The 13136-nt window shown below is 64.5% G+C and carries 13 protein-coding genes; 8 read left to right on the forward strand and 5 right to left on the reverse strand.

Going from position 1 to position 13136, the window contains the following annotated elements; all coding sequences use genetic code 11:
• Window positions 1–283 precede the first annotated feature (283 nt).
• Together ACIPY3_RS21070 and ACIPY3_RS21075 are read right to left on the reverse strand one after the other, a co-directional pair.
• Window positions 284–1246 (reverse strand): endonuclease domain-containing protein, encoded by a 963-nt coding sequence (locus tag ACIPY3_RS21070; protein WP_400337122.1) that lies wholly within the window; start codon window positions 1244–1246, stop codon window positions 284–286.
• Between the two features lie 152 nt (window positions 1247–1398).
• On the reverse strand, window positions 1399–2214 hold the full coding sequence (locus ACIPY3_RS21075; protein WP_400337124.1) for an HAD family hydrolase: 816 nt from the start codon (window positions 2212–2214) through the stop codon (window positions 1399–1401).
• Between the two features lie 92 nt (window positions 2215–2306).
• Here ACIPY3_RS21075 and ACIPY3_RS21080 point away from each other — a divergent pair, with 92 nt between their 5' ends.
• Window positions 2307–2561, forward strand: coding sequence for a glutaredoxin family protein (locus ACIPY3_RS21080; RefSeq protein WP_400337126.1), 255 nt, complete (start codon window positions 2307–2309; stop codon window positions 2559–2561).
• 77 nt (window positions 2562–2638) lie between these two features.
• The gene (locus ACIPY3_RS21085; protein WP_397325588.1) at window positions 2639–3346 is read left to right on the forward strand and encodes a redox-sensing transcriptional repressor Rex; all 708 of its coding nucleotides are present in this window, start codon (window positions 2639–2641) and stop codon (window positions 3344–3346) included.
• 41 nt (window positions 3347–3387) lie between these two features.
• Here the strand turns inward: ACIPY3_RS21085 and ACIPY3_RS21090 are convergent, their stop codons facing one another.
• The 3 genes from ACIPY3_RS21090 to ACIPY3_RS21100 form a co-directional block, all read right to left on the reverse strand.
• Entirely contained in the window at window positions 3388–4179 is a 792-nt protein-coding gene (locus tag ACIPY3_RS21090) for a hypothetical protein (protein WP_400337190.1), read from the reverse strand.
• Window positions 4180–4443: 264 nt separating this feature from the next.
• Window positions 4444–5181 (reverse strand): hypothetical protein, encoded by a 738-nt coding sequence (locus ACIPY3_RS21095; protein WP_400337127.1) that lies wholly within the window; start codon window positions 5179–5181, stop codon window positions 4444–4446.
• Window positions 5182–5353: 172 nt separating this feature from the next.
• On the reverse strand, window positions 5354–5905 hold the full coding sequence (locus ACIPY3_RS21100; protein ID WP_400337182.1) for a YceI family protein: 552 nt from the start codon (window positions 5903–5905) through the stop codon (window positions 5354–5356).
• Between the two features lie 215 nt (window positions 5906–6120).
• On the opposite strand from ACIPY3_RS21100, the gene ACIPY3_RS21105 reads away from it, so the two are divergent.
• The 6 genes from ACIPY3_RS21105 (at window position 6121) to ACIPY3_RS21130 (ending at window position 13133) form a co-directional block, all read left to right on the forward strand.
• Entirely contained in the window at window positions 6121–6786 is a 666-nt protein-coding gene (locus ACIPY3_RS21105; protein WP_400337129.1) for a histidine phosphatase family protein, read from the forward strand.
• A 78-nt stretch (window positions 6787–6864) separates the two neighbouring features.
• On the forward strand, window positions 6865–7404 hold the full coding sequence (locus ACIPY3_RS21110; protein WP_400337184.1) for a TlpA family protein disulfide reductase: 540 nt from the start codon (window positions 6865–6867) through the stop codon (window positions 7402–7404).
• Between the two features lie 5 nt (window positions 7405–7409).
• Window positions 7410–8165 (forward strand): cytochrome c biogenesis CcdA family protein, encoded by a 756-nt coding sequence (locus tag ACIPY3_RS21115; protein ID WP_400337131.1) that lies wholly within the window; start codon window positions 7410–7412, stop codon window positions 8163–8165.
• Entirely contained in the window at window positions 8165–9883 is a 1719-nt protein-coding gene (locus ACIPY3_RS21120) for a cytochrome c biogenesis protein ResB (protein WP_400337133.1), read from the forward strand. Before ACIPY3_RS21115 ends, ACIPY3_RS21120 begins: the two co-directional genes overlap by 1 nt.
• Window positions 9883–10944, forward strand: a complete 1062-nt coding sequence (gene ccsB, locus ACIPY3_RS21125) for a c-type cytochrome biogenesis protein CcsB (RefSeq protein ID WP_400337135.1) — start codon at window positions 9883–9885, stop codon at window positions 10942–10944. The genes ACIPY3_RS21120 and ccsB overlap by 1 nt, the downstream gene beginning before the upstream one ends.
• Before the next feature lie 140 nt (window positions 10945–11084).
• A complete protein-coding gene (locus tag ACIPY3_RS21130) occupies window positions 11085–13133 on the forward strand; it encodes an Hsp70 family protein (protein ID WP_400337137.1) in 2049 nt (682 codons plus the stop codon).
• Window positions 13134–13136 lie beyond the last annotated feature (3 nt).

Below are 13136 nucleotides of genomic sequence, written 5' to 3' on the forward strand. Positions count from 1 at the left end.
CGCCCTGTTTGGGGGGACGCTCTCTCACGGAACCGCCCTGTTTGGGGGGACGCTCTCTCACGGAACCGCCCTGTTTGGGGGGACGCTCTCTCACGGAACCGCCCTGTTTGGGGGGACGCTCTCTCACGGGACCGCCGGTTTGTGGAGACGCTCTCTCACCGAATGCCCGTTTGGTGCGGACGCTCTCTCACGGGACCGCCGGTTTGTGGAGACGCTCTCTCACGGGACCGCCGGTTTGTGGAGACGCTCTCTCACGGGACTGCCGGTTTGGGGGGACGCTCTCTCACCGTCCCGACGCGAAACCGGATTCGACCGACGGATCCGTCCATCCGGTTCGGAGTGCCTTCTTGATTTCGACTATTGCCTTGGTGAAGCCGTCCGACAGACAGTCCTTCCCGAAGACAAGGACTGTCCACCCCGCCGCTTCGAAGGCCCTATCCCGACGTCGATCACTAAAGATCTGCTCCTCCGAAAGATGATGTCCGCCGTCATATTGAATGGCCACGCGCCGCTCCCGAAATCCAAGGTCCGCAGACGGCGAGACTGGATCATTCGGGCGAAGTCGCACCTGCAAGTCCGGCTCCGCGATGCCGGCGTCGAGCATTGCCAGTCGTAGCAGGGACTCGGGAACGGAGTCGGCTCCGACGCGCATCAGATGCAGGGCTTCACGGGCGCGCACCACTCCTTGAAGATTCTTGTGCCGTGCTATCAGCGCGCGAAGGTCACTGATTGATGCATATGGGGTGTCCCGGCCTTCAAACTCAGGCCGGGGAACGCGAATGAGCTGATCTCCGACGCAAACGAGTTCCCTCAAGGGCAATTGGCGGGCCAAGTCCAGCCAGGTTCGGGGCCGCGTGCTCATCCACATGCCGTGTGCGAACTCGATTTCAGAGTCGACGATAACCACCGTATGTCCGATGACACCCCGTCGACGAACAGAAGGCAGTTTCCGGGGCTTGCTGAGGTGTAACTCGTTCGAATCGGCCAGCCACGGCGGCAAGTAAAGGCCTTGGAGCCGCGCCGCTGTTACATGCGAAATCCAGGCGCCCGGACTTGCGGCCGAAAGGGACCGGGCCGCGGAGGCTAAATCGAATTCCCAGTCCGAAGGCCTGAAGATTCCCTGACTGACCCCCTCGATCGAACTCCGCTTCCAAAGCTGCCGCTTCCCTACGCCGAACGCCTCGGCTTGGTTGAGGGTAAATGGCGCAGAAGCCAGTGCTTGCGGAAACGTCGAGGGTTTTTGCATACGGGCATTCTTGCCCAGAAGGCCCCCTGTCTGCAGAAGTTATCCACAGGCCGCCAGGCGTTGGCCTCCCGTGGTGAGAGAGGGTCGGGTGGGAAGGGTGGTTTGGTGAGAGAGGGTCGGGTGGGAAGGGTGGTTTGGTGTGAGAGGGTTGGCTAGCGGGGGCTGCGGAAGCGGCTGAATCCGCGCCACAGGCCGTAGACGGCGCCGCCCACGGTTGCCGCCTTCAGCCCGAGGGTGGCTGCGCGGCGGCCCGAACGGAAGTCGTACACCGGCCAGTTGTGCTCGCGGGCGTGCCGGCGCAGTCGGGCATCCGGGTTGATGACCACGGGGTGGCCAACCAACGTGAGCAAAGGAATGTCGTTGGCGGAGTCGCTGTAAGCCCAGCAATGGTCCAGGTCCAGGCCCTCGCGGTCCGCAACGAACTGGACAGCCACAGCCTTCGCCGGACCGTGCAGGATGTCGCCCACGAGCCTGCCCGTGTAGGTGCCGTTCTCAATCTCGCCGACGGTTCCCAGCGCGCCAGTTAGACCAAGCCGCGTGGAAATGACGGTAGCCACCTCGATGGGAGTGGCTGTGACGAGCCAGACTTTGCGGCCAACCCGCAGGTGCTGTTCGGCCAATGCCTTGGTACCCGGCCAGATCCGCGACTCGATCATCTCGTCATAGACCTCTTCGCCCAGGGCCTTGATGTCGTCGACCGAAATGCCTGCAGCCAAGGTCAGCGCGGAGTCACGGACGGCATGGACGTCTTCCATGTTCTCGCCACGCATCACGAACTTGAACTGCTTCCACGCGAAGCCGGCAGCCTGGGACAGCGTGAAGGCCTTGCGCTCGTACATTTTGCGGGCCACATGGAAGAGGCTGGCGCCCTTCATCAGGGTGTTGTCGACGTCGAAGAAAGCGGCCTCGCCGGTGTGCTGCGGCACCTTGGCATCTGCGAGCACAGCGGCGTCCTTCTCGTCGGGCATGCCTTGAGTCTAGTCAATTGCAGGTGCCTCGCGCTTCGCGCCATGGTCGGACGCCGCATGGGCGCTGCCGCCGCAGCCGGTAACGTTGAGTCATGCCTATTCCCGACGTCGTCCTCCTCACCAAAGCTGACTGCCACCTGTGCACCGCGGCGCGTGCCGCCGTCGAACGCGTCACCTCAGGCCTGGGCGTGCAGTGGAGCGAAACATCGATCGACGGTGACGCGACCCTCCGTGACCGGTATGCCGAGGAGATTCCGGTGCTGTTGGTGGATGGCGTACAGCGCGACTTCTGGACCATCGATGAGCAGCGACTCACCCGTCTTTTGAAGAAAGCGCTGGAGGGCTAAGGGGCGCCGCTCACGGAAGGAAATGGCTTTTTGTTGAGCCCGGTCAGGGGCCATAGAGTGGAACAACAAGCGACGCAATGGAGAATACCGTGACTGCGCTGGAACCGTCACCGGAGGCAACAACCGGGGACAACGAACCTGCCGCCAAGCAGATCCCGCCCGCGGCTGTGGCCCGGATGACCCTCTATTTGCGTGCGCTCAACTCCCTCCTTGCCGAAGGCGTGGAACGCGTTTCTTCGGATGCACTGGCGGAGGCCTCCGGCGTCAGTTCATCGACGCTGCGGAAGGACCTTTCCTATGTCGGTTCGTACGGAACCCGCGGAGTAGGGTATGAGGTCCAGTACTTGAGCCGGCACATCGCCGCTGCCCTCGGACTGACGCACGACTGGAAAGTGGCAATCGTCGGTGCCGGTAACCTGGGCAAGGCGCTGGCCCGGTACGGTGGCTTCGAATCCCGGGGCTTCGACGTGGTGGCCATTTTCGATGCCGACCCCATGGTGATCGGCAACGAGGTTGGCTGGCTCAGGGTCAGCGACTCGGCAGAACTGGAGCGGGTCCTGGAGCGCACGCACACCAACATGGTTGTTCTGGCCCTCCCGGCGACGGTGGCACAGGAAGTATGTGATCGCGTGATCGGGGCCGGAATCCGCAGCATCCTCAGCTTCGCCCCCGTGCTCCTCCAGGTACCTCCGCACGTCAACCTTCGCAAGGTGGACATGGCCACGGAACTCCAGATTCTTGCCTACCACGCACAACGGGCGCAGACACCGGGTCAGGCCGTTTAGCCTTCGCCGGGTCCGCGCCCGCTGGTCAGTTCTGCTTGGGTTCAGCGGCCGTACGGGTTGCCGAACGCCTGCTGCTTGCGGAAGTAAGGTGCCGACGCCGGCAGGTACAGCATGACGATTGCCGCGACTCCCAACAGGATCACCAGCAGCTGCAGGATGCCGTACGTTGCGCCGAACTGGAACAGGCCGGTCAGGCCAAGGACCGAGATGGCGGCGAAGACGGTACCGAGGATTCGGGCCCAGTTCTTGCCCTTGCGGACAGGGAATGCCACCAGCGCATAGAGGCCGAGGGACACGATGGCACCGATCACCGCGCCAACGGTGATGGCGCCCTTCATTCCTTCAAGGGAACCTTCAGGGAACTCGGTGCCCTGGGCTGCTGCCTGCTGGACCATGGAATTGATGAACGCATCAGAACCTGTGGTTGCCAGGAGCAGTGAGCTGATGGCCGAGAGGATACCGGCGGCCACGATCATCCAGAAGGCGATGTTGACCATCTGGGGGACCGTGCTGGGACCCGGTTGCTGGCTGGGCCAGTTGGTGTCCTGGCCGTACTGCGGGACGGCCTGGCCATAGGGCGATCCGGGCTGCTGGCCGTAGGGAGAGGGCTGCTGGCCGTACTGGGGAGCCTGCTGGCCGTACTGCGGCGCGGACTGCTGCCCGTACTGGGGAGCGTTCGGAGCCTGCTGGCCGTATTGCGGCGCGGCCGGCTGGCCGTATTGCGGAGCGTTGGGGTCGGACTGTTGGCCGTATTGCGGCGCCGAAGGCTGGGACCCCTGCTGTTCCGGAGTGGAATCGCCCGGGTTTGACGGCGGGTAGGGAGGGTTGCTCATGGCATTCCTTTGCTTGGTCGACGGCTGATACTGCTGGGGTCAACAAGAACAAAGTGCCCCCACCATGGTTCTGAATCCACCGTACCCCCAGCCTCCCGGTGGTACGGAGGATCACACGCAGGAATTTCCCGTGCGTGGAGAAATCATCACGCAGGCGTACATAGCCGTACTCCTGCATGATGAAGGCCGCGGGCCTCCGTTGGGAGGCCCGCGGCCTTCATCATCGCTGCTGTTAGTGCACGACGGCGGTACCCGGGTTTCGCGTCAGGCGGTGCCCTTGACTGCCTTGAACCAGAGCTGCGAGTTCGGGAGCCACATGAGGACGACGGCAACGGCGCTGACCAGGAACCCGAACCAGTTGCTGCCCAGGCCCGCGCTGGGACCGCCCATGTTGATGGAACCAAAAATGGCCAGAAGCAAAGAGACTGCTGCAAGAACCGTCAGGGCCAGCCGTGCCCACTCTTTGCCTTCCTTCATCTTCATGGCCAGGACAACCTGCGCTGCTGCGACGGCAAGGCTGATGATCAGCAGGATCAGCGCGACAGCTGCCAGCCCCGGTATGAAGGCGAAGGCCGCGATGATGGCGAAGAGTCCGATCAGCCCGAACAGCAGGCCGAGCAGTCCCGAAATCACCCAGATGAAGTAGGACACCTTCAGCTCCGTGGGCAGCCCCTGGACTTTGAAGATGCCTGAGAAGCCGCCTTGGGGGAGGACGTCGTTGAAATTGCGCGGTCCGTCGGTGGGCATTTCGAAGTGGAAACCACCCTGCTGGCCCTGTCCTGGCTGGCCGGGACCCGGCTGCTGGTACTGGGGCGGCTGGTTTTGGGCGGGCTGCTGGTACTGGCCCGGCTGCTGGTACTGGCCCGGCTGCGACGGCGGCTGGTAGCCCTGGGGTGGTTGGTAGCCCTGCGGAGGCTGGTAACCCGCAGGAGGAACATTGCCGGGCTGCTGTGGCTCGGAGCCGGGCTGCTGAGGCTGTGGTGCTTCGTCTGGGTTACTCATGGCATCACTGTAGACCGCGGGTTGAGGGTTGCATAGGAAATTTGGGGCCAACTCGCAGCCAAATACCGGGTGTGTGCCGAACAATGGACGGGTGATTTCCGAGTATGCGAAACGGCGCCCCCGCACACCAAAGATGGGCGGGGGCGCCGTGGGGCCGCTTCCAGCGAAAAGGCTAGGCAGCAGCCGGTGCAATGAAGGCGAGTTCAAGGTTGATGACAACCTTGTCGCTGACCAGGACACCGCCGGCTTCCAGGACGGCGTTCCAGGTAAGGCCGAATTCCTTGCGGCTGATGGTGGTTTCACCGGAGACGCCTGCACGGGTGTTGCCGAACGGGTCCGCGGCCACGCCGTTGAACTCGGTCTCGATGGCAACTTCCTTGGTGACGCCCTTGATGGTGAGATCGCCCACGAGGTCGAAGCCGTCACCGTTGGCCTTCACGTGGCGGGAGACGAACGTGATCTCCGGGAACTTCTCCACGTCGAAGAAGTCCTCGCCCTTGACGTGGCCGTCGCGGTTGACGTCGCCCGAGTCGAAGCTGGCGGTCTGGATGGAAGCGGTCACCTTGGAATCGGTCAGGGCCTCGCCAACTTCCAGCGTGGCTTCGGCTTCCTTGAACTGGCCGCGGACCTTGCTGATGCCCGCGTGGCGCACGGTAAAGGCGATCTCGCTGTGGGAGTTGTCCAGGGTCCAGGTGCCGGTGGAGACGTTGGCGGGAAGAGTCATCATGGTGTTGCTCCTAGGTATAGGGATGGATCGTTGGGCTTACCCGGCTGATCTGATCGAGCTGTTTACTTGAAGCGTCAACCGAGCTTCGTGTCTAGTATAAACATGCATATGCATCCTTTATTCCAACTTCCCGGAACATTTTGGGAAAACTTTGAGTTCTACTAGCGGTAGAAGATTTCAGATCGCCCCGCATCTTTGAGAAACTGGTAAACATGCCCCAAGCAACTGTCCATCTGCTTCGCCATGGCGAGGTCCATAACCCCGATGGCGTCCTGTATGGTCGGCTGCCTGAATTCCACCTCTCCGAGCGCGGCCGGGAGATGGCCCGCATGCTGGCCGAGCACTTTGTGGTGCGCGCAGACCAGGGCGCCAGGATTGTCCATTTAGTGGCGTCGCCGTTGACGCGTGCCCAGGAAACCGCCATGCCCACGTCCGAGGCTCTGGGGCTGCCCATCACCACGGATACGCGGATCATCGAGGCGGAAAACCACTTTGAGGGCCTCCACCCAACGCGGAGCGAGTTCCTGAAGCCCAAGCACTGGTACTACTTCCGCAACCCCCTGCGGCCCTCCTGGGGCGAGCCCTACAAGGAGCAGGCAGCGCGCGTCATCGCCGCTGTGCAGGATGCCCGGCTCAAGGCCATCGAACTCGGCGGCGACGGAGCCGAAGCCATCATGGTCAGCCACCAATTGCCTATCTGGGCCACCCGGCTCTCAGCTGAAGGCCGCCGGCTGGCCCACGATCCGCGAAAGCGTGAGTGCACTTTGGCCTCGCTTACCTCCCTGGTTTTCGACGACGACGGCAAGGTGGCCCGCGTGGACTACAGCGAGCCTGCCGCTGTCCTCCTGCCCGGTGCCGCCAGCACCCCGGGAGCGTGAAAGGGAACCGTGGATAAGAAGAACGTCTCGCGCCGCGGCGCGCTCACTGCCGGTGGGGTCCTCCTTGCAGGGCTCACCATGGGACTCTCGGCCTGCGCCCAGCCGGACTCCCTGGCGGACCAGGCCCGCAAGGGAGACAACAAGAACTATGTTGCAGGCGACGGATCCGTCACCGAGTTCGCAAAGGCGGACCGCAGCGCTCCCGTGGCCCTCAAAGGTACCCTTTTCAACGGAACAACCGTGACCCCGGATGTCCTCAAGGGCAAAGTCACCGTCTTGAACTTCTGGTTCGCTGCCTGCGCCCCCTGCCGTGTGGAAGCTCCGCAGTTGGAAGCCCTCCACCAGGAATTCAAGGACCAGGGCGTGCAGTTCTTCGGCGTCAACCTTCGAGACGAGAAGGCAACCGCCGAAGCTTTCGACAAGACCTTCAACCTGACGTACCCGAGCTTCAATGACAAGGATGGCGCGGTCCTCCTGTCGGTGTCCGGCATTGTTCCTCCGAACGCCGTTCCCACCACGCTTGTCCTCGACAAGGAAGGCAAAGTTGCCTCCCGCGTGCTCGGCGAGATTGAAAAGAGCACCCTCAAGGCCCTCATCACGTCCGCAGTGGCCGAGTAGTACCCATGAACAGTCCCTTTGCCGAGACCATCCTCAACGGATCATTGCTCCTGGCCGTGCCAGTGGCCTTGTTGGCGGGACTCGTTTCCTTCCTCTCTCCGTGCGTCCTCCCGCTGGTGCCCGGTTATCTTGGCTACGTCACCGGGTTGAGCGGGGTTGACCTCCAGAAGCAGCGGCGGGGCCGCATGCTGGTGGGCATTGGACTGTTCGTGCTGGGTTTCTCGGTGATTTTCGTTTTGCTGGGCGGCGCCTTCGGCCAACTGGGCACGCTGCTTACGGGACCGCAGAACGCCTGGATCACGCAGTTGCTGGGCGTCCTGGTGATCATCATGGGCATCGTCTTCATGGGCGGGTTCGCGTGGTTCCAACGCGACGCCAAGATCCACGCCAAACCGCCCGCCGGCCTGTGGGGCGCTCCTCTGCTGGGGCTGACGTTCGGGCTGGGTTGGGCGCCGTGCATTGGGCCGACGTACTCCGCAGTGCAGTTGCTGAGCATGTCCGGGGGATCCTCGGCTGCGAAGGGTGCGCTTTTGGCGTTCGTGTACAGCCTGGGACTGGGGGTGCCCTTCCTGCTGATTGCCCTGGCCGTCCGCCGCGGCATGGGCGTGATGTCCTTCTTCCGTACGCACCGCCTGGCGATCCAGCGGGTAGGCGGCGGCATTTTGATTCTGCTCGGCATCCTGATGGCCACCGGCGTGTGGGGCCACTGGGTGACCGAGTTGCAGTACTGGTTCCAAACCGATGTGAAGTTGCCGATCTGATGAGCGAGTCCGTGAAATCCAAGAAGAACGCCGCCAAAGGCAGTGACACAGGCCTGACCACAGGCAACCCCGGCGAGGACAAGCTGAAAAAGGCCAAGTCCGAGGCCGCACTGCCCACCCTGGGCATCCTGGGCATGCTCCGGTGGGCCTGGACCCAGCTCACCAGCATGCGGACCGCGCTGTTCCTCCTGCTCCTGCTGGCCATTGCGGCAGTGCCGGGTTCGCTGTTTCCGCAGCGTCCGGCCAACCCGGTCACCGTCACGGACTGGATCAAGAACAACCCCACCTTCGGGCCTTTCCTTGATGCCCTCCAGATGTTCGACGTGTACTCGTCGGCGTGGTTCTCGGCCATCTACCTCCTGCTTTTCATCTCGCTGATCGGCTGCGTCACTCCGCGTGCCATTGCGCATTACAAGGCGATGAAGTCACAGCCGCCGCGCACGCCCAAGCGTTTGTCCCGGCTGCCGGAGTACGGCACCCTGGCGCTGCCCGCCGACGCCGGGATCCCGGCGTCGAAGGCCATCACCGATGCCGCCGGGCTGCTCAAGAAGCGCGGCTACCGCGTTGAGGTGCGGGACGCCGACGGCGCGCTGCCGAGCGTCGGTGCCGAACGCGGCTTCATGAAGGAAGTCGGCAACCTGGTGTTCCACACCTCGTTGATCGGCGTGCTGGTCTCCGTGGCCATCGGCGGACTGTTCGGCTACAGCGGCCAGCGGATCCTGGTGGAGGGTGAAACGTTCGTCAACACCTTGGTGGGCTACGACCAGTTCTCGCCGGGAACCAACTTCCAAAGCGCCTGGCTGCAGCCGTACTCGGTCCGGTTGGACAAGTTCCAGGCGACCTTCGACAGGGAATCGCCCAACAAGACCGGCCAGCCGATCGACTACACGGCCGAGGTGACCACCAAGGAAAACCCTGATGCCCCGGAGCAAAAGGAAGTGCTGAAGGTCAACGACCCCATTTCCTTGGGCGGTACAAGCCTGTACCTCACCGGCAACGGCTATGCGCCGGTGGTCACTGTCCGCGACGGTGACGGCAATATCGCCTTCCAGGGCCCGGTCACTGCGAAGGTCCAGGGTGCCAACTACTACTCATCGGTGGTCATCAAGGTCCCGGACGGCAAGCCGGACCAGCTCGGCTTCAACGGGTTCTTCCTGCCCACGGCCTTCGAAACCGAGCAGGGAATCTCGTTCAGCGCGGACCCGGCACTGGCCAACCCGCAGTTGAACCTGGACTCCTATTTTGGAGACCTGGGCCTGGACAAGGGCACCCCCCAGAACGTCTTTGAGCTGGACGTGAAGGACCTGACGCAGCTGAACGGCCGGAAACTCGAGGCCGGCGGCATTGTCCTGGCGTTGGGCCAGACGGCCACGCTGCCCGAGGGCAAGGGAAGCATCACTTTTGACAGTGTCAAGAAGTACGTGGGCGTGGACATCCACCACAACCCCGGCCAGTTGTACGCCCTGATCTTCGGCCTGCTTGCGGTGGGCGGCCTTGTCTTGTCCCTGTACGTGGGACGCCGCCGCGTCTGGGTCCGCACCGGAACCCACCAGGACGGCCGGACCATGGTGGAATACGGCCTGCTGGCACGCGGTGAGGACCACCGCCTTGCCGGGGAGGCCGCCGCGTTGCGCGAACTCTTCGCCCGGGAATGGCGGGTGGCCGACACCACCGAATCTTCCCACTCCGTCTCTTCCCCAACCCTGAAGGACCAGTAATGCCCGCTATCAACGAAACCCTGGGCCAGTACAGCGAGCTGTTCATGCTGCTGGCCGCCGGCACGTACACCGTGGCGTTCATCGCGTTTGCGTGGGACCTGGCGAAGAGCAGCAAGACGCTCCGGGCCGTCGACCTGAAGGCGGCCGCCAGCGCCACCGCCGGTAAAGTGGCCGTAGCCGCCGGGCGGGTGGGCCTGGGTGCTTCGGACACCGCCGGACCGGCAGACCGCGGCGAGCGTCCGACGTCGGGCACTACCGTAACGGAAGCCACTGCGGCAGGCGACATGAAGTATGGCGGCGAACGACGCGCACCTGCGCGCGTCGCCGTCGCCCTGTCCATCCTTGGCGTGCTGATCCATGCCGCCGGCGTGGTGACGCGGGCCCTCGGCGCGGGCCGCGTGCCGTGGGGCAACATGTACGAGTTCCTCACCACCGGTGCGTTCGTGGCCGTGGCCGTGTTCCTGATCGCCTTGATCCGGCGCGACCTGCGCTTCCTTGGCACGTTCGTGATCGGCCTGGCCATCATCATGCTGGTTGCCGCTTCGGTGGCTTTCTGGACTCCCGTTGGCCACCTGGTGCCGGCCTTGCAGAGCTACTGGCTGATCATCCACGTCTCCATCGCGGTGTTGTCGTCAGCACTCTTCACCCTGACGTTCGCCATGTCGGCGCTGCAGTTGCTGCAGTCGTACCGCCAGAAGAACCTTGCCGCGGGCCGTCGGGACAACCTTGCCTTCATGAGGGTGGTACCCAACGCGCTGAGCCTTGAGAACCTCTCCTACCGCATCAACACGGTGGCTTTCGTGGGCTGGACATTCACGCTCATGTTTGGCGCGATCTGGGCCGAAAAGGCGTGGGGACGCTTCTGGGGCTGGGATCCCAAGGAGGTCTGGACGTTCGTGATCTGGGTTGTCTACGCCGGTTACCTGCACGCCCGCGCCACCCGGGGATGGACCGGAACCCGTGCGGCCTGGTTGTCGATTGTGGGCTACGCCTGCGTGATCATCAACTTCACGCTGGTGAACACGGTCTTCAACGGATTGCACTCCTACTCCGGGCTGTAGGCCTTCCGGTGGCCTGAACTGGGCTTTCTCCATCGAGTCGACTATCACTTGGAGAGAGCCCGGCATGAACCCAAAATTAAGCTGTCGCCTGTCAAAGGCAAGTGTTACCTTATGTGGACCCCGCTTGTGATGAAGACCGCATGCGCCATGCCATGTTCTTTTTCGAGGTAACCATGAGCTATGTTCTCGCCATTGACGTCGGGACAAGTTTTACCGCGGCAGCCGTGCTCAGGCCCGGCCAGGGCTCCACCAGCGCGCCGGAAGTGCTCCCCCTGGGACTCCACGGAAGCGCCGTGCCCTCCGTCCTCTACTACGCGGAGGACGGCCGGGTCCTTGTGGGCGAAGTGGCCGAGCGGCGCGGCCTGGACGATCCCCGGCGCATGGTCCGGGAGTTCAAACGACGCATCGGTGACTCCGTTCCCTTGTCAGTGGGGGACGGCTGGCTGGCACCGGAGGACGTTTTCGCCGCCCTGGCTCAATGGGTGGTGGCCAAGGCCGAAGAGCGCGAGGGTGGTCCAGCCTCCTCGATCGTCATGACGCACCCGGCCTCCTGGGGCCACCACCGGACATCCGTGGTTCTGGCGGCGCTCAACCTGGCTGGCCTGGGGGACATCCGCCTTATCAGCGAGCCGGAGGCCGCAGCCCTCCACTACGCCTCGCAAACCAGGGTGGAGGACGGCAGCACCATCGCGGTGTACGACCTCGGCGGGGGCACTTTCGATACCGCGATTCTCCGCAAGGCCGGAGCCAATCGGTTCGAACTGATCGGCCATCCGGACGGCATTGAAACCTTGGGCGGCGCCGATTTCGACGCCGCTGTTTTGCGTCACGTGGTGGCGCATCTGGGAGACGCCGTCCAGGCCCTGGACGCGGACGATCCTGCAACCCTTTCGGCGTTGTCCCGGCTCAAGAGGGAGTGCCGAGAAGCCAAGGAAGCGCTCTCCCTGGACAGCGAAACCAGCATTTCCGTTGCGCTTCCGGGCACGCAGCAGGCCATCCGGCTGGTCCGGTCCGAGTTCGAGGCGATGATCGAGCCGCAGGTCCAGGACACCCTGGATGCCCTGGGGCGGAGCCTGCAGGCCGTCCACGTGGAACCTGCGGATTTGACGGCTGTTCTCTTGATCGGTGGATCGTCGCGTATTCCGTTGGTGGCCGAGTTGGTTTCGGCGGAACTTGAACGGCCCGTCGCGGTTGATGTCGATCCGAAGTCGTCCATTTGCCTCGGCGCAGCGCTTTCGGCGAGCCCGGCGCTTTCGGCGAGCCCCGCCCTTTCCGGCGGCTCTGCGGCGCCGGCGGTGGATGGCCGGCCGGCGGACGGTGGGGCAGCCGCCGTTGCGGCCGGTTTGCCCGCGCTGGCAGGCCACCACACCCGGGGCGTGGGCCCGGTGGCGCGTCCCGGCGTCGGGCATGGACGGACGGCACTGTCCGCGCTCAAGCAGGCGGCAGCGGGCACGTCGAGAGCAGGGCGGCACGCGCCGCGCACCCGGATGAGGATGACGGCTGCCGCTGCTGCCGCCGCCACTGTGCTGACGATCGTCACCGCCACTGCGGCCCAAACTCCGGAGGGTGCGGGGTTGTTGTCCGTGTTCGCGGCCCAAGGATCCGACGTGATGCGCGACGGCGGCACGAAGGCGGGCGGGGGACAGGCCGCTGGCGCCCCGGGCACGAAAGCCGGGGAAGCGCCCGCCGCAGGCCAGGCCGGCAGGGGTTTGGACGCTTCTGTCAGGACGGGCACGGCCCGGACCGCCACCGGAACCGGGCAGAAGGGGCCTGCGCCGAACGGTGGTCCGGCGGCCGGCAGCGGAGGGACCCCAGCTGCCGGAAACGGGCCGACCGCTCCGGCACCGGGTACGCCGGGCGCCTCCACTCCCGGGACGCCTACGTCCGCGCCTGCTCCAGGCACCGTCACACCGGTGCCGACCCCCACCGGGGGCGCTGCGAGTGGGCCGGCTCCAGAGCCCACCACCACCCCAACCCAACCACCTGTGACTACTCCGGCCGACCCGCCACCCACCACCGTGCCGGACCCCGTCACTCCCGCACCCGAGCCGACAACCCAAGCACCGCCACCTCCGCCGCCCGCGACCCAGGACCCCGTACCTTCGGAACCCGTCACGGAACAGGCACCCCCGCCAACTCCAACCGCGACGAGCCCGGGCGAAACTCCTGCTCCGACCGCGGTGGCTTAGGCG

Source organism: Paenarthrobacter sp. NPDC089714 (assembly GCF_044748905.1).
Taxonomy (GTDB): domain Bacteria; phylum Actinomycetota; class Actinomycetes; order Actinomycetales; family Micrococcaceae; genus Arthrobacter.

Coding starts and splice junctions, on each gene's coding strand:
- ACIPY3_RS21070 (WP_400337122.1), bottom strand. CDS start 1,246: ATGCAAAAACCCTCGACGTTTCCGCAAGCACTGGCTTCTGCGCCATTT.
- ACIPY3_RS21075 (WP_400337124.1), bottom strand. CDS start 2,214: ATGCCCGACGAGAAGGACGCCGCTGTGCTCGCAGATGCCAAGGTGCCG.
- ACIPY3_RS21080 (WP_400337126.1), top strand. CDS start 2,307: ATGCCTATTCCCGACGTCGTCCTCCTCACCAAAGCTGACTGCCACCTG.
- ACIPY3_RS21085 (WP_397325588.1), top strand. CDS start 2,639: ATGGAGAATACCGTGACTGCGCTGGAACCGTCACCGGAGGCAACAACC.
- ACIPY3_RS21090 (WP_400337190.1), bottom strand. CDS start 4,179: ATGAGCAACCCTCCCTACCCGCCGTCAAACCCGGGCGATTCCACTCCG.
- ACIPY3_RS21095 (WP_400337127.1), bottom strand. CDS start 5,181: ATGAGTAACCCAGACGAAGCACCACAGCCTCAGCAGCCCGGCTCCGAG.
- ACIPY3_RS21100 (WP_400337182.1), bottom strand. CDS start 5,905: ATGACTCTTCCCGCCAACGTCTCCACCGGCACCTGGACCCTGGACAAC.
- ACIPY3_RS21105 (WP_400337129.1), top strand. CDS start 6,121: ATGCCCCAAGCAACTGTCCATCTGCTTCGCCATGGCGAGGTCCATAAC.
- ACIPY3_RS21110 (WP_400337184.1), top strand. CDS start 6,865: ATGGGACTCTCGGCCTGCGCCCAGCCGGACTCCCTGGCGGACCAGGCC.
- ACIPY3_RS21115 (WP_400337131.1), top strand. CDS start 7,410: ATGAACAGTCCCTTTGCCGAGACCATCCTCAACGGATCATTGCTCCTG.
- ACIPY3_RS21120 (WP_400337133.1), top strand. CDS start 8,165: ATGAGCGAGTCCGTGAAATCCAAGAAGAACGCCGCCAAAGGCAGTGAC.
- ccsB (WP_400337135.1), top strand. CDS start 9,883: ATGCCCGCTATCAACGAAACCCTGGGCCAGTACAGCGAGCTGTTCATG.
- ACIPY3_RS21130 (WP_400337137.1), top strand. CDS start 11,085: ATGCGCCATGCCATGTTCTTTTTCGAGGTAACCATGAGCTATGTTCTC.